A 19,736-nucleotide genomic window follows, 5' to 3' on the forward strand; every position below is an offset into this window, starting at 1 on the left:
TTGCGTGCCGGTCTCGGGCAAGAAATAAGGTGGCGTTTGTTACTGGATTGATAAGTATGACCGAAGAGTCTCTGATACCCGAAGACGAGCCTTTGGCAGATTCCAGCGGCCCTTCTGCCGCCGCAACGGCAAGCCATGCGATTCCCGAATCTACCGGGCCAATGCTCCCCTCGGCCAGTGCAACTATGGAAGTCCACCACCACGCGGCCGCGCATCATAAAAAGAAGTGGAAAGAGTATCTGCTGGAATTCTTCATGATATTCCTTGCGGTTACGCTGAGCTTCATGGCCGAGAACATCCGGGAGCATTATGTGGAAGGTCAGCGCGAACGAGAATACGCCCGGTCGCTTTATGATGACTTGCGCGTTGATACCCTGACCATCCGCCGAACACTTCGGGAGAAGATTTGGGCGGGCCAGAAAATTGATAGCCTGCAAAGGATATTAGATGCAAACACTATCGCGGAGAACAACGAGCGAATTTATTACTATGCGCGCGTCATGAACCTAGCAGATGTGTTTACTGCTCAGGATGTAACTTATACGCAGCTACTCCAATCGGGCAATTTTCGCTATTTCAAAAATGCCGGTCTGTATAAGAGATTATCTGATTATTATAATCTGTACAAAAGGTATGAGGGTATGGAACAAGGTGGATTAGCACCATCTGACGAATTGTATATTACAGAATCGCAGTTGTTTAACGCCCGTGATTTTAACAGCCTCTATGCGCCAAAGGCGTTTAGCTATTTTGCGGTGCTGCAGCGCCCTAACCACCGTTTTGCCCCGGTGAAGCAGGATGCCCAGAGTCTAAACTTGCTAAACCTACGCGCTGGCAGGAGTCAAGAGTTGATTGGCGCTTCGATTTTCTTCTTGAGCGCGCTGGAGGCAAATTCCACTACGCTCCTTCATGACCTGAAAACGGAATACGATTTGGAATAACGGCACCACGCTTATGGAGCAGGACCGAGCCAAGTTTCCGAACGGCAAGCGGGCACTGAAGAAGTGCTGCTCAAGCCACCTGCACTATCATAAAGCCCAACAAACTTTATCAAACTGATTTCAGCTCAATTTCAGCCATAATTCGTTTTTTGTGCACTGTTCATTTTCCGCTTGCTAAGTAGCCGTTCAAAAGCAAATGGGTTGTCAGGCAATGGCTTAAACCCATACTGACAACGGATAACGAGCAACTGACAGCAATTGCCTGACAACTTAGTAGCGGGCAGCGCAAACGCCTGGGGCTGGGGTAATGGAAGTCGTCGTATGGAATCGCCACGCAGCTACCTTTGCGCTCCTTCGCGCAAGCTGCTATTTTATGAGAATCTTACTGGTAGAAGACGAAGCCAAACTCAGCTATTTCGTTCGCAAAGGCCTGGAGGGCGAAGGCTACTGGGTAGATGCCGCCTTCGATGGCCAGTTGGGCCTGAGCATGGCCCTGCGCGGAGAGTACGATTTGGTCATCCTGGATGTCAGCCTGCCCCAACTCAACGGCTTCGAGGTGTGCCGCCGCCTGCGGGCCGAACGGCCCCAGGTAGCCATCCTGCTGCTCACGGCGTTGGGTGGCATTGCCCATAAAACGGAGGGGTACGACGCGGGCGCCGATGACTACTTGGTGAAACCCTTCGAATTTCAGGAATTGATACTGCGGGTGCGCGCCCTCTACCGCCGCTACCACGACGCGGGCCCTGGCCGCACCCTCTGCGTAGCCGACCTCACCCTGCACCTCACCACCAAGCGCGTGGAGCGCGCCGGCCGCCCCATTGCCCTCACCGCCCGGGAGTATGCGCTGCTCGAATACCTGCTGCTAAACCACGGCCAAGTAGTATCGAGGGTCGACATCGCGGAAAAAGTCTGGGATTTGAAGTTCGACACCAACACTAACATTATCGATGTGTACATCACCTACCTGCGTCGTAAGATTGACAAAGACTTTTCGCCTAAGCTCATCCACACGGTAGTAGGCATGGGCTATGTGCTAAGAGACTGAAGGGTAATAATTAAAGCGGACTTCATCCACAAATTGGCACTGACGGGGAATGAGACAAATGTGACGCTGTCTAGGCTCGATTTGCTGGAAAGCACCGAGTTTATCCTCTTACCAATTCCACAGCCCTTAACTGGACGCTACCGAGCTTCTTAGGTTCCTGACGTGCTCAATAAAAACCGCCAATGCCAACCTTGTGAAACCCGCCACCAAAAATCACCAATTCGTCTCTTCCCTTTGTCATTAGCGACTCGCCACTAGTTATTAAATAAAGTGTCAATCCGCACCCGCTTAACGCTTTTCTTCGCCGGCCTGATGCTGGCCCTGGTTGCGGCGGTGTCGTGTGGGGTGTACTTTTTTGAGCGCAACAGCCAGCGGAACCTGTTCGAGGGGCTGCTGCTTCGCAAGGCCGAGGCCACGGCCAAGGTGTATGTGCGTAAGCACGAACGCCTGGAACCGACCGATGCCATCCTGCTGCTAACCCAGCAGAACCAGTACGAGGCCATCTACAACGAAGGCAATAAGCTGGTGTATGCCAGCCGCCCCAACCCCGAACTACTAATCACCCCCCGCTTTCTGCAGCGGGCGCGCGCCGCCGGCCGGGTGCATCTGAGCCAGGAGCGGGCGCAGGGCGTTGCGCTCTTTTACCAGGATGGCAGGGAACGGTTTGTGGTGGTGGTAACGGCTGAAGACAAGTTTGGCCAGGAGGCACTCCTACGCCTCCGCAACAACTTGTTCATTACCAATATACTGGGATTGGCGCTGGTTGTCGCGTTGGCTAACCTTTTTGCGGGCCACGCACTTAGGCCGGTGCAGCGCCTAAGCCGGGAGATTCAGGCCCTCTCCTCCCGCACCCTCGACCAGCGGCTTTCCACCGGCAACGGGCGCGACGAGCTGGCCCGTCTCTCAGCTCAATTTAATGCCCTGCTCGCCCGTCTGGCCGATACGGTGGCCCAAAACCGCAATTTTGTGTGGCATGCTTCGCACGAGCTGCGCACGCCCCTGGCCAACCTGTTGGGCACACTCGACATCTCCCGGGCCTACGACGAACGGCCCCAGGAACTGCGGGCCACCCTCACCTCGGCCACCGAGGAGGTGCGCCGCCTCATATCGCTCACCAATGACCTGTTGCTGCTGGCCGAATTGAGCCAGGAGAAACCCGCTCATGACCTGCTGCTGGAGCCCGTGCTCCTCACCGAGCCCCTGCTCGATGCCGTGCAGGCCGTGCAGCGCCGCTACCCCGCCACCACCATCGAGCTGCACCTGCCCGAGGCCGTGGAGGACTGCCAGGCCCGGGCCCACGCCGAGCTGCTCACCCTGGCCCTCATCAACCTGCTCGACAATGCCTGCAAGTACTCGCCCCCCGGCTCACCGGTGCTGGTGAGCCTGGCGGCCAGCCCAGGCGGCTGCACCTATACCGTACGCGACACCGGCGTCGGCATCGGCCCCGATGCGTTGCCGCACATCTTCGAGCCGATGTACCGGGCCGAGGCCGTGCGCGCCCGCTTCAGCGGCAACGGCGTGGGGCTCAGCCTGGTGCAACGCGTGGCCGAGCTCCACGGCGGCGGCATTACCGCCAAATCGGTAGTCGGGGAGGGCACGGAGTTTAAGCTCTGGCTGTGAAGGATAAGCAAGTGAATTGCCCAGATTAGAAACTTCTAATCTCATTCCAACCCCACGTTAATACGGCCCCCGCACCTTTGTGCTTTTCAAGCTAATAGAGAAGCACAACAGTCAGGTGACGCAGGCTCGAACGTTTCGGGTAGGCACGCCGACGCACCGCCTTTTAAAAAAGCTCGTCGGCCCAGCATGTATGCCAAGGCCTACATAGCCTGCTGAAGGCGAGCACTATCCAAGGCAAAAACCCTCTCTGAAAGCTGTAGATGCAGGAAAAAATTGAATGCATTTAAACATTGCTTCATATCCGCTTCATGCCACGTGGACTTGGTTTGTGCCGTCAACCCACGACATAAGCGGCGCAGCATCGGCACTCCCACCCCTCGATTTGCTTTCCCGGCTTGGATTGGCACCGGCGCTTTTGCCGGCAACTTCTGGCTTGCTGCTACTTGAGCCAAGCCCACTTCCACGCATGTACGAATCCGAGTTAGGCAGCCCTGGAAAGTCGATGAATGGCATAGCGCGGCACCGATACCCTTCGGTCAGCCACCAGCCCAATCGACAGCCCGCCTGCCTGATTAGCCAATTGGCCCAAGCCCCTCCACACATCACGGGTCAGGCAGTCACCGGGCAAGCCTCTTGCCCGGAATAAAATATTCTATGCCCAACCAAATGCCTGTCTTATTACCTAAGGTTCTTATGAAAAGAGTGTTCATGCTGCTGAGCTGCGGTGTTTTGTTCTATACCACCGGCTGCAAGGAAGAAAAAAAGGAAGTAGAAGAGCAGATTAAGCTGGTCGCGACCAGTCCCCTACAGAAGGACACGACCATCACCAAAGAGTACGTGGCCCAGATCCACTCCTTCCAGCGCATTGAGCTGCGGGCCTTGGAGAAAGGATACCTGGAGAAGATTTTTGTCGACGAAGGCCAGCACGTATCGCAGGGCCAAACCATGTTTCAGATTAAGCCCACGATATACCAAGCCGAGCTGAAAAAATCGCAGGCCGAAGCCAACTACGTGGGCCTCGAATACCAGAACACCAAGAAGCTGGCTGACAAGAACATCGTATCCGGTAGCGAGCTGGCGCTGGCCCAGGCCAAGTACGACAAGGCCAATGCCGACGTGTCATTGGCCCAGACGCACCTGCAGTTCACAACGGTGAAGGCCCCGTTCAGCGGCATCATGGACCACTTCCAGGGCCGCCTGGGCAGCTTGGTGGATGAGGGCGACCTGCTGACGACGCTCTCCGACAACAGCAAAATGTGGGTGTACTACAACGTGCCGGAAGCCGAGTACCTGGCTTATAAGCAGCACGCCAAAGCCAGCGACAAAGCCACGCAGGTGAAGCTGCGGATGGCCAACAACGAGGAATTTGACAAGACTGGCGTGGTACAAACCATTGAGGCTGATTTCAATAATGAAACCGGCAACATCGCCTTCCGCGCCACCTTCCCCAACCCCGACGCGCTGCTGCGCAACGGCGAAACCGGCAGCGTGCTCATGACCGTGCCGCTGAAAAACGCCCTCATTATCCCGCAGAAAGCCACGTTCGAAATCCTGGAAAAGAAGTACGTCTTCGTGGTTGGGAAAGACAACGTGGTGCACCAACGGGAAGTGGGCATCGCCTCCGAAATGCCCGACCTGTACATCATTACTTCCGGCATCACGGCCAACGACCGGATTTTGCTGGAAGGCCTGCGTAAGGTGAAGGATGGCGACAAGATTAGCTACGATTATAAGGCGCCGATGACAGTCATTTCGCACCTGAAAGCATACAGCGAATAAGCTGACGGACCCAAGCGGCGGTCATGCAGAGAGCAGCGAAACAGCTTGCGCGGGGCAGTAATCCAATCGATATAAAGGATTCGTGGTGGCAAGCGAGATGCTTGGCTGCCCTCTGCATGACGCCCTTTCCTAATAAATAACCAGCCAGAATATGTTTAGTAAATTCATTCGTAGGCCAGTATTTGCCATTGTTATTTCGATTGTCATCCTGCTCATGGGCGGGCTGGCCATCATGAAGCTGCCTACGTCGCAGTTCCCGGAGATTTCGCCGCCCCTCGTGATGGTGAGCGCGGCCTACCCGGGCGCGAGTGCCAAGGTGCTGACCGAATCGGTGCTGATTCCGCTGGAACAGGCCGTGAACGGCGTGCCGGGCATGAAATACATGACCTCCGACGCCGTGAGCGCCGGCGAGGCCAACATCCAGATTGTCTTTAACCTGGGTACCGACCCCGACCAGGCCGTGGTGAACGTGAACACCCGCATTGCGCAGGTGCTCAACCGCCTGCCGGAGCTGGTGCAGCGCGAAGGCGTGGTGGTAAACCGCGTGGTGCCCAACATGCTGATGTACGTGAACTTGTACTCGAAAGACAAGAACACGGACATGAAGTACCTGTTCAACTACGCCGGCGTGAACATGATACCTGAGCTGCAGCGCCTGGGCGGCATTGGCCGGGCCAGCATTCTCGGTAGCCGGCAGTACGCCATGCGCGTGTGGCTGAAGCCCGACCGGATGCGCGCCTACAACATCTCGGTGGATGACGTGATGAAGGCGCTGGGCGAGCAGAGCGTAATCGGCTCGCCGGGCCGTATCGGCCGCTCCGATGGCGGGCAGGCGCAGTCGCTGGAATACGTGTTGAGCTATCAGGGCCGCTTCAACGATGTGGAGCAGTATAAGAACGTCATTCTCAAGGCTAACCCCAACGGGGAAAGCCTGCATTTGAAAGACGTAGCTAATGTGGAGCTGGGCTCGGAATTCTACGACATCTACTCCAACCTGAACCAGTACCCGTCGGCGGCCATCGTGCTGAAACAAACCTACGGCTCAAACGCCTCGGACGTAATTAAAGAGGTGAAAGTGAAGCTGGACGAGCTGAAGAAGACCTTCCCGCCCGGCATGGACTACAAAATCACCTACGACGTATCGAACTTCCTCGACGCCTCGATTGAGAATGTAATCCACACCCTGCGCGACGCTTTTATTCTGGTGGCATTGGTGGTCTTCCTGTTCCTCGGCGACTGGCGCTCGACGCTGATTCCGGCGCTGGCCGTGCCGGTGTCGCTGGTGGGCTCGTTCATGGCAATGCAGGCCTTCGGCCTCACCATCAACATGATTACGCTGTTTGCGCTGGTACTCTCCATTGGTATTGTGGTCGACAACGCCATTGTGGTAATCGAAGCGGTGCACGCCAAGATGGAGGAAGAGCACCTCTCCCCCTACAACGCGGTGCGCAAGGTCGTGGGCGAAATCAGCGGCGCCATTATCGCCATCACGGTGATGATGACGGCGGTGTTTATCCCGGTATCGTTCATGAGCGGCCCAGTGGGCATTTTCTACCGCCAGTTCTCGATTACGATGGCTACCGCTATTGTGATTTCGGGCCTCGTGGCCCTCACGCTGACGCCGGTGCTCTGCGCCATGATTCTGAAAAACCACCACGGCCAGCCCAAGAAGAAAACGCCCATTCAGCGCTTCTTCGACTGGTTCAACCGTGGTTTTGAGAAGCTGACCAACGCCTACACCGGCCTGCTGGAGAAGATTGTGGCCAACCGCATCATCACCTTCGCCATGCTGATTGCCTTCGGGCTGGGCATCTGGGCCATCACGGCCAAGCTGCCGGCCGGCTTTATTCCGAGCGAAGACCAGGGCCTGATTTACGCCATTGTGCAGACGCCGCCCGGCACCACGCTAGAGCAGACCAATGCCGTATCGCAGCGGCTGCGCGAGCTGGCCAAAGACATCCCCGGCGTTGCCAACATCTCTTCACTGGCCGGCTACGAAGTACTTACCGAAGGCCGCGGCTCGAACGCCGGCACCTTGCTGCTCGACCTGAAGCCGTGGTCGGAACGCAAGGAATCTATTGCCGACATCATCGGCAACCTGGAGAAAAAAGCGAAGCAGATTCCCGGCGCGACCATCGAATTCTTCGAGCCGCCGGCAGTGCCGGGCTACGGTGCGGCGGGTGGCTTCCAGCTGCAGTTGCTCGACAAAACCAACTCCGGCGACTACAAGTCGCTGGAAAAGGTGAACGAGGAATTCATGGCCAAGCTGAAGAAACGCAAGGAGCTGGCCGGCCTGTTCACCTTCTTCTCGGCTGATTATCCGCAGTACGAGCTCAAGATTGACAACGAGCTGGCCATGCAGAAAGGCGTGAGCATCGGCAATGCCATGAATACGCTGAGCGTCATGGTGGGCTCGACCTACGAACTGGGCTTCATCAAATACCAGCGCTTCTTCAAAGTGTATGTGCAGGCTTCGCCCGAATACCGGAAGCTGCCGCAGGACATCCTGAACATGTGGGCGAAGAACGACAAGGGCGAAATGGTCCCGTTCTCGGCCTTCATGAAAATCGTGAAGTCGCAGGGCGCCAACGAAATCAACCGCTACAACATGTACACCACCGCCTCCATCCGGGGTGGCGCGGCCGAGGGCTTTAGCTCGGGCGAGGCCATCAAAGCGGTGCAGGAAGTGGCCAAGGAGCTGCCCCACGGCTACGACATCGACTGGGGCGGCCTGTCGAAAGACGAAGTGGGCCGTGGCAACGAATCGACCGTGATTTTCCTGGTGGTGCTGGTGTTCGTGTACCTGGTGCTCGCCGCCCAGTACGAAAGCTTCCTGCTGCCACTAGCCGTTATTTTCTCGTTGGTGGCGGGCGTGTTCGGGTCGTTCCTGTTCATCAAGCTGACGGGCCTGGCCAACGACATTTATGCGCAGGTAGGCCTCGTAATGCTGGTCGGTCTGCTGGGTAAAAACGCGGTACTGATTGTCGAATTCGCGGCCCTGAAGCACGAAGAAGGCATGTCCGTCCGCGACGCGGCCATTGAAGGCGCCAGAGTACGTTTTCGCCCCATTTTGATGACGTCGTTCGCCTTCATCGCCGGCCTGATTCCGCTGGTGATGGCTACTGGCGCGGGCGCTATCGGCAACCGCACCATCGGTAGCTCGGCCCTCGGCGGCATGCTGTTCGGCACCGTGTTCGGGGTAATTATTATTCCCGGCTTGTACTACTTCTTCGGCACGTTGGCCGGAGAAAGCAAGCTGATTCGGGACGAAAACGAATCCCCGATTTTCGAAGGTGTTGAGCCTCGCGTACTAATCGAAGAAACAGAGCCTTATGCTTAAGAAACGCATTTATCAATGCCTGAGTGCTGCCGGCCTAGCATTAGCCGTCGGCGCTTGCAAAACGCCGGAGCTGGTGGTGAAAAACGAGAGCCGCAACACGCCGGCCAGTTATTCTACCGCTACCGCCGCCAGCCCGGACAGCGCCAACATGGCCCGGGTGCAGTGGAAGCAGTTTTTCACCGACCCCAACCTGAAAAGCCTGATTGAGACGGCCCTGCAAAACAACCAGGAGCTGAACATCACGCTGCAGGAAATCGAAATTGCCCGCAACGAAGTGCGCGCCCGCAGCGGCGAGTACCTGCCCTTTGTGAGCATAGGGGGCCGGGCCGATGTGGAGAAAGTGGGCCGCTACACGCTGCAAGGCGCTACCGAGGAGCAGGTCGACATCAAGGAAAACCGCCGCACGCCCGACCCGCTCACCAACTTTCAGCTGGGCGCTTTTGCCACCTGGGAGGTGGATATCTGGCACAAGCTGCGCAATGCGAAGAAGGCCGCGGCCATGCGGTACCTGGCCTCGGTGGAGGGCAAAAACTTCATGGTGACGAACCTGATTGCTGAGATTGCCAATTCGTATTTCGAACTGCTGGCACTTGATAATCAACTGGCCATTGTGAAGCAGAACATCGGCATTCAGAGCAACGCGCTGGAACTGGTGAAGCTCCAGAAGGAATCGGCGCGCGCCACCGAGCTGGCCGTAAAACGCTTTGAGGCCCAGGTGCAGCACACCAAAAGCCTGCAGTACAAGCTGCAGCAAAGCATCGTCGAGACCGAAAACAAGCTCAACTACCTGGCGGGCCGGTACCCGCAGCCGGTGGCCCGCAACGACGAGTCGTTCAACGATTTGGTGCCGAGCGTAATCACGGCCGGCATGCCCACCCAATTGCTGACCAACCGCCCCGATATCCGGCAGGCCGAACAGCTGTTGGTAGCGGCTAAGCTGGACGTGCAAGTGGCCCGTACCAACTTTTATCCGTCGCTACGCCTCACTGGTGGCCTTGGGCTGGCCGCTTTCAACCCGGCCCTGCTGGTCTCCACCCCGGAATCCATGTTGTATTCGCTGGGCGGCGATTTGGTGGCGCCGTTGTTCAACCGCAATGGCATCAAGGCCTTCTACTACAATGCCAATGCCCAGCAAACCCAGGCGGTGTACAAGTACGAAAAGACCGTATTAAACGCTTACGTCGAGGTTTCCAATCAGCTCGCCAGCATCGGCAACCTGGCAAAAAGCTACGATGCGAAAGCCAAGGAAGTAGCCGCGTTGAATCAATCGGTCGAGATTTCCAACAGCCTCTTCCGCTCCGCTCGTGCCGATTATACCGAAGTGCTGTTCACGCAGCGCGACGCCCTGGAATCGAAGTTTGACCTTATCGAAACCAAGATGCAACAGCTCAATGCCACAGTCAATGTGTATCGGGCTTTGGGTGGCGGCTGGAATTAACGAAGCTTGGCAACTACTTAAGAAGCGGTTCCGAAGCCTTCGCATTTAATTTCAACTGAAAGGATGACTACGCTTTGGAGCATACCATGCTAACAGCTGTCTGATACAGGAATAACTGCTGCTCTCATAAACAAAACGCCGACTGTGTCATTCACGGTCGGCGTTTTGTTGTTCACCCAATGGATTTTATCGAAACACTCGTCTCATATTTCAGCTCAACTTTTCGACCGTTTAAATAGCACACAAGGGTTATTTAATCCGCATTATATAAGTCGTGCAAGTATCCCGTTTCTTCGTTTGGAGAAAGCACCACCGTTTCTCCCTTCTGGCTATAGCGCAACTCAAAGTCGCCACTATTTCTCTCTACAACTCGAACGCCATCGAGCACGCACAAGAAGCCAAACAAGGCTTCGTCGACCGCTTGTTCGATGACTTGGGCAACCATCTGCTTGTCTGAGTCGGCTAAGGCATTGTGCCATGCCGACAGGGCCACAAGAGACTTGTCTGGTGAACGACCGGGGACATGGTGCAGCAACGTTTCAATGCTGTTAATTGAGGTGTTACGAACGACTTCTTTCAGAACGTCAATGAAGGTATCGGTAGTCATGGCTTCGTGTTTGGGGGCTGCCCTGAAAACGGGGCTACCAAAGTACTACGTGGCCCTTTCGTTCATTGAACCGTCGTTTTTATAAACCGAGTCCCGTTGGGGTTCGCTGTTGCTATTCTATTAATCTGCTCGCCGGTCCAGCACAAATTCAAGAACCACTTCACGAAATCAAAGCACAGAAAACAGTACTTGAGCTAAAGTTCGTGAACTACAGCTGCACCGCCACGGCAAACGGCGGAATTTCCTCCAGCCGCTCGTTGGTGCGCTTTTCAAAGTTCACGCGCCAGCAGTAGTGCACCAGGCCGTTTGTGAGCAGCAGCAGCGGGGCGCCAATGGTTTGGTTGTAGGTGGTGGCTTGGTGAGCCACGGCGGCCGTGATGGGCACGGCTGGCGCTTTGCACTCCACCAGCAGCAGGGGCTGGCCGGCGGCATCCAGCGCCAGCAGGTCGGTGCGCTTCTGGCGCTGGTTGTAGCGCAGGCCGCGCTCCAGGGCCAGCAGGCCACGCGGGTAGCCCAGGTGGCCGGTGAGGTAATGCACGACGTGCTGGCGCACCCATTCCTCGGGCGTGAGCACGACGTGCTTGCGCCGCAGTCCGTCCCAGATGAGTGGTTGGTTCGTGGCCGATTGCGTAAGTTTGGCGTCGAAAGGCGGCAGGTCCAGAGCTTGCATCACCTCCAAAGGTACGGGGCCAAATCGAGTGACTGAGTAGCTGAGCGACTGAGTGACTTCGGGTTTTGCGTCCTTTCTTCCACCCCTCACTCAGTCGCTCAACCACCCCGTCACTCCTTATGAAGACCAAAGAAGAAATTGTTAACAACTGGCTGCCGCGCTACACCGGCGTGCCGCTGAATGAGTTTGGGCAGTACATCCTGCTCACCAACTTCAGCAACTACGTGTACATGTTTGCCGAGCAGTTCGAATGTGAAGTGCGGGGCCTCGACAAGCCCATGCAAACGGCCACGGCCAACGGCATCACCATCATCAACTTCGGCATGGGCTCGCCCATGGCTGCCACGGTGATGGACCTGCTCTCGGCCATCAAGCCCAAGGCGGCGCTGTTTCTGGGCAAGTGCGGTGGGCTGAAAAAAACCAAGCTTGGCGACCTGGTGCTGCCCATCGCGGCCATTCGCGGCGACGGTACTTCGGACGACTACCTGCCCAAGGAAATTCCGGCGCTGCCCTCCTTCCGCCTGCAGCGCGCCGTGTCGTCGATGATTAAAAAGCACGAGCTTGATTACTTCACCGGCACCGTGTACACCACCAACCGCCGCGTGTGGGAGCACGACACCGAGTTTAAGGACTACCTGCGCCGGGTGCGCGCCATGGCCGTCGACATGGAAACCGCCACCATTTTTGTGGTCGGCTTCATGAACGACATTCCCCACGGCGCCCTGCTGCTGGTGAGCGACAACCCCATGACCCCGGAGGGCGTGAAAACCTCGGAATCGGACTCGAAAGTGACCACCGATTACGTGAAGCGCCACCTGCAAATCGGCATCGAGTCGCTGCAGGAGCTGCAGTTTTCGGGGGAGTCGGTGAAGCACATGCGCTTCGAGTAAGGCGATAAACGCCCGTCGCGTGTCATCCAACCGTCATGCTGAGCGGAGCCGAAGCATCTCGCGTGGGGTAGTAATGCCTTCGATTGAACGATTGAATTACTATTGCACGCGAGATGCTTCGGCTCCGCTCAGCATGACGTTCTTTTTATTTCCAAAACACTCGGTTTCCCATGAGAACCTTTACCAATCTGTTGCGGCAGAAAGCGGGCATTTCGGTGCTGGCGCTGGGCGCCCTGGCCGGCTGCCAGGCCAAGCGCGAGCCCGTGGATTTGCTTGTTACCAACGCCACGGTTTACACCGTTGATTCGACCTTTTCCAAAGCCCAGGCTTTTGCGGTGAAAGACGGCAAGTTTGTGGCCGTGGGCAGTTCCGATGACCTCAAGGGCCGGTACGCCGCCACAAAGGAAGTAGACGCCAAAGGTCAGTTTATCTACCCCGGTTTTTACGATGCGCACTGCCACTTCTACCGCTATTCGCTGGGCTTGAGTTCGGCCAACCTAGTGGGCACCACTTCCTGGGAAGATGTGCTGCAGAAGCTGCAGGCGCATCGCCAGAAGTTTCCGCAGGCAGCTTGGCTACTGGGCCGCGGCTGGGACCAGAACGACTGGCCAAACAAGCAGTTCCCCACCAAAGACGCCCTGGACCGGTTGTTCCCTGACGTTCCGGTGGCCATAATCCGGGTCGATGGCCACGCCGCCCTTGTCAACCAAAAGGCCCTGGACCTAGCCGGCATTACGGCCGCTACGCCCATTAGCGGGGGTACCATCACGCGCGACGCCCAGGGTCGCCTTACCGGCCTGCTCGTCGACAATGCCACCCGCCTGGTGGGCAAAGACATCCCGGACCCCTCCACGGCCGAAGCCAACCAGTTGCTGCTACAAGGCCAGCAAAACTGCCTGGCCGTGGGCCTCACCAGCCTCGCCGATGCCGGCCTCGACAAGGCCAACATCGACCAGATGGCCGCGTTGCAGCAGCAGGGCCAGCTCAAGCTACGGCTCTACGCCATGCTGGCACCTACCCCAGCCAACCGGGCTTATTACCTGAAAAACGGCCCAATCCTCACTGACCAGCTCACGGTGAATTCCTTCAAAGTGTACGCCGATGGGGCGCTGGGCTCCCGCGGGGCCTGCCTGGTGGAGCCCTACGCCGACCGGCCCAAGGAAACCGGCTTTTTGCTTTCAACCGTGAAAGAATACCGCGCCCTGGCCAAGGAGCTGGCCGCGTCGAAATTCCAGATGAACACCCACGCCATCGGCGACTCCGCCAACCGGGTTATCCTCAACATTTACGGTGAGGCGCTGCACGGCCAGAAAGACCGCCGCTGGCGCATCGAGCACGCCCAGGTCATCACGCCGGCCGACATGCCCAAGTTCGGGCAATATGGCATCGTGCCCTCGGTGCAGCCCACCCACGCCACTTCCGACATGTATTGGGCTGGCGAGCGCCTGGGCCCGCAGCGCGTGAAAACGGCCTACGCCTACGCTGAGCTGCTTAAGCAATACGGCCAGCTGGCGCTGGGTTCCGACTTTCCCGTGGAAGACATCAACCCGCTTTATGGCTTCCACTCGGCCGTGGCCCGGCAGGATGCCAAGAACTACCCCAAAGGCGGCTTCCAGATGGAAAACGCCATTTCCCGCCCCGATGCCCTGCGCGGCATGACTACCTGGGCCGCCCACGCCGCCTTCGAAGAGAAGCGCAAAGGCCAAATCAAGCCCGGCATGCTGGCTGATTTCGTGGTGTTGGATACCGACTTGCTAACCGCGCCCAACGAGAAGCTGCGTGGCGCCACGGTGCTGCAAACCTGGATAGGCGGGCAATCAGTATTTGAGCGCAAGTAGGCCCGTCTGTCATTGCGAGCGCAGCGCGGCAATCCTTCCTCTCACTGCGACCAATCCTGAGAAGTGACAAAGCCTTTTACAGTAAAAGCCCCGACTCGTAGCAGAGCCGGGGCTTTTCACATTACTAAGGTAGTTGCTGAGACCAGAACAGATTGCCGCGCTCCGCTCGCAGTGACAGGCGAGGAGCCGTTCTACTTCTCGTCGGCGCTGGGACCGTAGAGGCCGGGCACCGGAATATCCAGCAACCGCAGGTATACCGTGAGCTGGCCGCGGTGGTGAATGCTATGGTTGAGCCCCATGATGCGCACTGCCGCGGCCTTGGGCATCTCCATGATGGTGTGCTCGCCGCGGTGCAGCTTGAAATTATGGGTCAGTTTTTCGTCGTCGCTCTCGTGCAGCGCCTGGCGTAGGGTGGCGCTGTACTCGTCAAAGCGGGCAAGCAGCGCCTCGTGGCTAGTGGGCGTGGGGCCGGGCTTGGGAGCATTGGGGTCGAGAAAGTCGCGCGAATCCACTTGTACAAACAGAGTATTGAAAGCCAATAGGTTCACAACGTGGGTGGCTAGCTGCCACAGCGACATGCTCTTGGGGTGGGGCTTGTAGTCGGCTTGGTCGAAGGGGACCCGTTCGATTGTTTTGCGGGTTTGGGCCAGTTCATGGTCGAGCTCGGCAAGGATGTTTTGTTGGATGGAAGAGGTGTGCATGAGGTGCTAAAAGGATGGACTAAACGCTGCGAATTACGCAAAAAACCAACGGCTACCGGGACATGGGCGCGCCCATTTCGGCGGCAGCCGAGGCGGGCGGTGGGCCGGGCAACGCAATGGGGCCCAGTGAGTCTTCGCGCAGCTTTTTGCCGCGCAGCTGGAGCAGGAAGTACAGGCCCAGAATGAAGAACACAATCAGGGCCAGCAGGCTGTTGCGCATCGAGCCGGTAACCTGGTTGATGATGCCGAACGTGGCCGTGCCGATGACGATGCTCAGCTTCTCGGTCACGTCGAAGAAGCTGAAGAAGGCGGCCGAGTTGGGCGTGTTTTCGGGAATAATCTTCGAATAAGTCGAACGGCTCAGGCTCTGGATAGCGCCCATAGTGAGGCCGATGATGGAAGCCAGCGCGTAGAAGCTCCAGCCGGCCTGCACGAAGTAGCCGGCAATACATATCAGCATCCAGATGAACACCGACCAGCTCAGCGCCCGCGTGTTGCCGATACGCTCGGAGAGCTTGGCAAACAGGTAAGCGCCCGCGATGGCCACCACCTGCAGTAGCAGAATGGTGAGAATCAGCGCGCCCGATTCGAGGTGCAATTCATCGGTACCGAAGAGGGTGGCCACGTACATCACCGTTTGCACGCCCATGTTGTAGGTGAAGTAGGCGAGCAGAAACTTCTTCACGTTAGGCAGCTGCTTGAGCTGGTCCCATACTTTGCCCAGCTCATGAAAACCGTTGAGCAGCCAGCCGCCCTTGGCTTCGGGCGCATCGGCCGGGCGGCCGCGGTCGGGCGGCAGCGTGGCAAAGGGAATCTGGGCGAAGCCGGCCCACCACAGGCCAGTTAGCAGGAACGAGAGCTGCGCGGCCCGCTCGGCTCCAATACCAATTTTATCGTGAAACTGATTAATTACCAAGCAGGTAATCAGGAGGATAACCGAGCCGATATAGCCCATCGAAAAGCCCTTGGCCGAGAGCGAATCAAACTTTTCTTCTGAGCTGATTTCGGGCAGGTAGGAATTGTAGAACACGATGCTGCCCGAAAAGCCAACCGTAGCTGCCACGAAAATGAACGTGGACATGGTGAGCGTGGCCGGCGAGAAGAAGAACAGCCCCGCGCACGAGAGCGCTCCGATGTAGCAAAAGATTTGCAGGAACAGCTTCTTGCGCCCCGAAAAATCGGCCAGCGACGTGAGGAACGGGCTGACAATAGCAATGAGCAGGAACGAGGCCGAAATGGCGTAGTTCAGCAGCGAGGAGCCCGGCACCTGCATGCCCAGGAAGCTCACGGGGCTCTGGCCGCTGTCGGTGTGCGTTATCTGCTTGATGACGCTGGACCAGTAAATCGGAAAAATTGAGCTGGTAATCACCAGCGGATACACCGAGTTGGCCCAGTCGTAGAACGTCCAGCCGGTGGTGATGCGCTTGTTGTCTTTTTCGATGGCACCGGAAGCGGTGGCCAAGGTTGGGGAAGAGGCCATAAGGAAGGGCGCAGGTTGGAGCTTATATGCGGGCAAGGTAATGGGTTTTGGGCGCTTGCACCTTGGCCCGAGCTCCGCGGTAACCTCCACATTGGGCGACTTGCGAGTGAACGGAGTCGTGGCCCTTCTCTGGCGGGTTTCATCGTCGGTGAACCAGCGCTTGGCGCGCTCGCCCCGTGCCTTGCCTAGCAATGAGCTTCTGAAGCTATAGACTTAGTGGTAAGCACCTGAAGTGCTGACGGCAGGACCGGTAACAGGCTAAGAACTCGGGAGCTGTTATTAAAGCAGCTCAACTTACGAGAGCTACCTAATTAGCACAATAAAAAAGCCCGTCTCCTTACAGGAAACGGGCTTTTTGTTGAGGGGATGGGATTCGAACCCACGATGACCTTTTGAGCCATACACACTTTCCAGGCGTGCTCCTTCGACCACTCGGACACCCCTCAAGGATGTTGGTTGATGGGGCAAAGATAGAGCGCAGTTGGCAGTTGTTGGTTGTTAGCTGCCAGTTTTGTGCGCCTAACCTGGCCTGACAACTGACAACCAACAACTGACACCTAAAAATCAGGGCGTGATTTCGCCGCGCAGGTCCTGGCCCAGCAGCTCCCGGGTGCGCTCCTCCCCCAGCCCGAGGCCCAGCACAAACATCAGCTTCGTGACAGCGGCTTCGGTGGTGATGTCGTCGCCACCCACGATGCCCAGCTCGGTGAAGTGCGCACTGGTTTCGTACTTGCCCTGCACCACGCGGCCCTCTTCGCACTGGCTCACATTGAGCAACCACACGCCGCGGGCGCGGGCATCGGCCAGGCATTTCAAAAACCACGGCGCCGTAGGCGCGTTGCCCGAGCCATAGGTTTCGAGCACGCAGCCCCGCAGGCCCGGGATGCCCAGAATAGCGCTTACCACGGCTTCGGTGATGCCCGGAAACAAGCGCAGGACGGCAACGCCGGTTTCCAGGTTGGTGTGCACTTTAAGGCGGGCGCCGGGCAGCAGGCGGATGCTATTGTCGTCGAACTCCAGGCTGATGCCGGCCCGGGCTAGCGGCGGGTAATTTTCGCTTTTGAAAGCGGCAAACTGCTGGCTTTCCACTTTTTTGGCGCGGGTGCCGCGAATGAGCACATCGTTGAAAAACACGCACACCTCCGGCACGCGCACGGTGTGGGCGCGGGGGTGGCGGGCCGCCGCAATTTCCAGCGCCGTCACGAGGTTGCGCTGGGCATCGGAGCGGTTGGCCCCCACCGGCACCTGCGCCCCGGTGAATACTACCGGCTTGCCCAGGTGCTCGAGCACGTAGCTCAACGCCGCGGCCGAATACGCCATGGTATCGGTGCCGTGCAGCACCACAAAGCCATCGAAATCGGCGTAGTGCCGGCCGATGAGTTGAGCCAGAAACAGCCAGTCGTCGGGCGTTACGTTGCTGCTGTCGATGGGCGCGGGCAAGCTTAGCAGCTCCAGCTGAAACGGCAGGCGGGCCAGCTCAGGCATCTTGTGGTCGAGGCGCCCAAACTGCATGGGCACCAGCTCCCCGCTGCGGTTTACGGCCATGCCCACCGTGCCGCCGGTGTAAATAATGAGCAGCCGGGGCGCCGCGGTGTTGGCCGGGTCGGCGCGGGTGGGCAGGGGCAGCAGCGGCAAATCGAGGTCGGGCATGGGAGGAAGAACGAAAACTCCCCTGCTTACCAAGGAGGGAAGTGCCGTTGGCTGCTGCAAGGTAGTGTGCTGGTTTTTTTCGTCAACCAACAGCCCTTGCCCGTTATCGCTCGTATTGCCTACGGCCCTCCTATTACCATTTTTATGACTCCAACGGACCAAGACCCCACCAAACCCGTCACCGACGTCGTCATTATTGGCGCGGGCATCATGAGCGCCACGCTGGGCGTGCTGCTCAAAGCCCTGGACCCCAACGTAACCATTGGCGGCTACGAGCGCCTCGACGCCGTGGCGGCCGAAAGCTCCGACGCCTGGAACAACGCCGGCACCGGCCACTCGGCGTTTTGTGAGCTCAACTACACCCCCGAGCGCCCCGACGGCTCCATCGACATCAGCAAGGCCGATAAAATTGCCGAGCAATTTGAGCTCAGCAAGCAGTTCTGGGCCACGCTGGTGCAGGAAGGTCAATTGCCCGACCCTACTTCCTTCATTCGCACCATTCCGCACATGAGCTTTGTGTGGGGCGCGGCCAACGTGGAATACCTGCGCAGGCGCCACACGGCCCTGCTGGGCTCTCCCCTCTTCCAGGGCATGGAATTCAGCGACGACCCCGCCCAGATTGCCGCCTGGATTCCGCTGGTGATGGACGGCCGCGACCCCGCCGTGCCGGTAGCCGCCACGCGCATGCCCATCGGCACCGATGTCAACTTTGGCTCCCTCACCCGCTGCCTGTCCAATTACCTGAAGAGTTTGCCCGGAGTTGATTTGAACCTGGGCCACGAAGTGGAGGACTTCCGCCGCAAGGACGACGGCATCTGGCGCATCAAGGTGCGCAACCTGGCCACGGACGAAAGCCGCATTGTGCGGGCCCGCTTCGTGTTTATTGGGGCCGGTGGCGGCACGCTGCCGCTGCTTGAAAAAACCGACATTCCGGAGGCCAACGGCTTCGGCGGCTTCCCCGTGAGCGGGCAGTGGCTGAAGTGCCAAAACCCCGCCGTGATTGCCCGGCATGAAGCCAAAGTGTACGGCAAGCCCGCCGTGGGTTCGCCGCCCATGTCGATGCCGCACCTTGATACCCGCCAGATAAACGGCCGCAAGGAGCTACTCTTTGGGCCCTACGCGGGCTTCAGCACCAAGTTTTTGAAGAAAGGCTCTTATACCGATTTGTTCCGTTCCATTGAGCTGGGCAACATCCGGCCGCTGCTCTATGCCGGGGCGCGCAACCTGGGTCTTACCCGCTACCTCATTGGGCAGGTGCTGCAATCGCCCGAAGAGCGCACCGCCGCCCTGCGCGAATATTACCCCAAGGCCAACCCCGACGACTGGCAACTGGAAGTGGCCGGACAGCGCGTACAGGTCATCAAAAAGGACAAAAAGAAGGGCGGCGTGCTTGAATTTGGCACCGAGATGGTTACCTCGGCCGACGGCTCCATGTCGGCGCTGCTTGGGGCTTCGCCGGGCGCCAGCACCGCCGTGGCCATCATGCTGGATTTGGTGCAAAAGTGCTTTCCCGACCGGGCCGCGACCCCCGAATGGCAGGCGCGATTCCGCCAACTGGTACCATCTTTCGGCAAGCACTTGGCCGCCGACCCGGCGCTTACTGCAGAGGTGCGTGAGCGCAGCCGCCAGGCCCTGAAATTGGAGGCGTAAAGCCCGCAAAGCGCTTGTCATGCAGAGCGCCGCGAAGCATCTTATCGCCGCTGAACGAATTGTTCGAACGTGATAAGATGCTTCGCG

General features: G+C 58.1%; 14 protein-coding genes and 1 tRNA gene. 9 read left to right on the top strand and 6 right to left on the bottom strand.

What is annotated here, in order from left to right; genetic code table 11:
- Positions 1–56 precede the first annotated feature (56 nt).
- The 6 genes from LJ738_RS19645 (at position 57) to LJ738_RS19670 (ending at position 10,163) form a co-directional block, all read left to right on the top strand.
- Positions 57–941, top strand: coding sequence for a hypothetical protein (locus LJ738_RS19645; RefSeq protein WP_227788056.1), 885 nt, complete (start codon positions 57–59; stop codon positions 939–941).
- Positions 942–1,314: 373 nt separating this feature from the next.
- Positions 1,315–1,986, top strand: a complete 672-nt coding sequence (locus tag LJ738_RS19650; protein WP_227788057.1) for a response regulator transcription factor — start codon at positions 1,315–1,317, stop codon at positions 1,984–1,986.
- 270 nt (positions 1,987–2,256) lie between these two features.
- Positions 2,257–3,606 carry a sensor histidine kinase gene (locus LJ738_RS19655; protein ID WP_227788058.1) on the top strand — a complete coding sequence of 450 codons (1,350 nt, stop codon included), beginning with the start codon at positions 2,257–2,259 and terminating at the stop codon, positions 3,604–3,606.
- A 693-nt stretch (positions 3,607–4,299) separates the two neighbouring features.
- On the top strand, positions 4,300–5,385 hold the full coding sequence (locus tag LJ738_RS19660) for an efflux RND transporter periplasmic adaptor subunit (RefSeq protein ID WP_227788059.1): 1,086 nt from the start codon (positions 4,300–4,302) through the stop codon (positions 5,383–5,385).
- Positions 5,386–5,536: 151 nt separating this feature from the next.
- Positions 5,537–8,725, top strand: coding sequence for an efflux RND transporter permease subunit (locus LJ738_RS19665; protein ID WP_227788060.1), 3,189 nt, complete (start codon positions 5,537–5,539; stop codon positions 8,723–8,725).
- Positions 8,718–10,163: a TolC family protein gene (locus tag LJ738_RS19670; protein WP_227788061.1), complete on the top strand. Its 1,446-nt coding sequence runs from the start codon at positions 8,718–8,720 to the stop codon at positions 10,161–10,163. The genes LJ738_RS19665 and LJ738_RS19670 overlap by 8 nt, the downstream gene beginning before the upstream one ends.
- A 253-nt stretch (positions 10,164–10,416) precedes the next feature.
- On the opposite strand, the gene LJ738_RS19675 is transcribed toward LJ738_RS19670, so the two are convergent.
- Together LJ738_RS19675 and LJ738_RS19680 are read right to left on the bottom strand one after the other, a co-directional pair.
- Positions 10,417–10,770, bottom strand: a complete 354-nt coding sequence (locus tag LJ738_RS19675; protein WP_227788062.1) for a hypothetical protein — start codon at positions 10,768–10,770, stop codon at positions 10,417–10,419.
- A gap of 208 nt (positions 10,771–10,978) precedes the next feature.
- Complete coding sequence (locus LJ738_RS19680; RefSeq protein WP_227788063.1) at positions 10,979–11,440, bottom strand: type I restriction enzyme HsdR N-terminal domain-containing protein; 462 nt, start codon at positions 11,438–11,440, stop codon at positions 10,979–10,981.
- Between the two features lie 119 nt (positions 11,441–11,559).
- On the opposite strand from LJ738_RS19680, the gene LJ738_RS19685 reads away from it, so the two are divergent.
- A complete protein-coding gene (locus tag LJ738_RS19685; protein WP_068195905.1) occupies positions 11,560–12,330 on the top strand; it encodes an AMP nucleosidase in 771 nt (256 codons plus the stop codon).
- A 170-nt stretch (positions 12,331–12,500) separates the two neighbouring features.
- A complete protein-coding gene (locus LJ738_RS19690; protein ID WP_227788064.1) occupies positions 12,501–14,168 on the top strand; it encodes an amidohydrolase in 1,668 nt (555 codons plus the stop codon).
- 191 nt (positions 14,169–14,359) lie between these two features.
- On the opposite strand, the gene LJ738_RS19695 is transcribed toward LJ738_RS19690, so the two are convergent.
- The 4 genes from LJ738_RS19695 to LJ738_RS19710 all read right to left on the bottom strand — a co-directional run bounded on the left by LJ738_RS19695 (position 14,360) and on the right by LJ738_RS19710 (position 17,999).
- The gene (locus LJ738_RS19695; RefSeq protein WP_227788065.1) at positions 14,360–14,869 is read right to left on the bottom strand and encodes a DinB family protein; all 510 of its coding nucleotides are present in this window, start codon (positions 14,867–14,869) and stop codon (positions 14,360–14,362) included.
- A gap of 52 nt (positions 14,870–14,921) precedes the next feature.
- Positions 14,922–16,349 (bottom strand): MFS transporter, encoded by a 1,428-nt coding sequence (locus tag LJ738_RS19700; protein WP_227788066.1) that lies wholly within the window; start codon positions 16,347–16,349, stop codon positions 14,922–14,924.
- 358 nt (positions 16,350–16,707) lie between these two features.
- A tRNA-Ser gene (locus tag LJ738_RS19705) sits at positions 16,708–16,795 on the bottom strand.
- A 118-nt stretch (positions 16,796–16,913) separates the two neighbouring features.
- Positions 16,914–17,999, bottom strand: coding sequence for an asparaginase (locus LJ738_RS19710; RefSeq protein ID WP_227788067.1), 1,086 nt, complete (start codon positions 17,997–17,999; stop codon positions 16,914–16,916).
- Positions 18,000–18,143: 144 nt separating this feature from the next.
- On the opposite strand from LJ738_RS19710, the gene LJ738_RS19715 reads away from it, so the two are divergent.
- Positions 18,144–19,649, top strand: a complete 1,506-nt coding sequence (locus LJ738_RS19715) for a malate:quinone oxidoreductase (RefSeq protein WP_227788068.1) — start codon at positions 18,144–18,146, stop codon at positions 19,647–19,649.
- Positions 19,650–19,736 lie beyond the last annotated feature (87 nt).

The sequence above is a fragment of the Hymenobacter plasmatis genome (assembly GCF_020711255.1).
Classification (GTDB): domain Bacteria; phylum Bacteroidota; class Bacteroidia; order Cytophagales; family Hymenobacteraceae; genus Hymenobacter.

Bases quoted from the DNA above. Each gene is read 5' to 3' on its own strand.
- LJ738_RS19645 (WP_227788056.1), top strand. From the start codon at position 57: ATGACCGAAGAGTCTCTGATACCCGAAGACGAGCCTTTGGCAGATTCC.
- LJ738_RS19650 (WP_227788057.1), top strand. From the start codon at position 1,315: ATGAGAATCTTACTGGTAGAAGACGAAGCCAAACTCAGCTATTTCGTT.
- LJ738_RS19660 (WP_227788059.1), top strand. From the start codon at position 4,300: ATGAAAAGAGTGTTCATGCTGCTGAGCTGCGGTGTTTTGTTCTATACC.
- LJ738_RS19665 (WP_227788060.1), top strand. From the start codon at position 5,537: ATGTTTAGTAAATTCATTCGTAGGCCAGTATTTGCCATTGTTATTTCG.
- LJ738_RS19670 (WP_227788061.1), top strand. From the start codon at position 8,718: ATGCTTAAGAAACGCATTTATCAATGCCTGAGTGCTGCCGGCCTAGCA.
- LJ738_RS19675 (WP_227788062.1), bottom strand. From the start codon at position 10,770: ATGACTACCGATACCTTCATTGACGTTCTGAAAGAAGTCGTTCGTAAC.
- LJ738_RS19680 (WP_227788063.1), bottom strand. From the start codon at position 11,440: ATGCAAGCTCTGGACCTGCCGCCTTTCGACGCCAAACTTACGCAATCG.
- LJ738_RS19685 (WP_068195905.1), top strand. From the start codon at position 11,560: ATGAAGACCAAAGAAGAAATTGTTAACAACTGGCTGCCGCGCTACACC.
- LJ738_RS19690 (WP_227788064.1), top strand. From the start codon at position 12,501: ATGAGAACCTTTACCAATCTGTTGCGGCAGAAAGCGGGCATTTCGGTG.
- LJ738_RS19695 (WP_227788065.1), bottom strand. From the start codon at position 14,869: ATGCACACCTCTTCCATCCAACAAAACATCCTTGCCGAGCTCGACCAT.
- LJ738_RS19700 (WP_227788066.1), bottom strand. From the start codon at position 16,349: ATGGCCTCTTCCCCAACCTTGGCCACCGCTTCCGGTGCCATCGAAAAA.
- LJ738_RS19710 (WP_227788067.1), bottom strand. From the start codon at position 17,999: ATGCCCGACCTCGATTTGCCGCTGCTGCCCCTGCCCACCCGCGCCGAC.
- LJ738_RS19715 (WP_227788068.1), top strand. From the start codon at position 18,144: ATGACTCCAACGGACCAAGACCCCACCAAACCCGTCACCGACGTCGTC.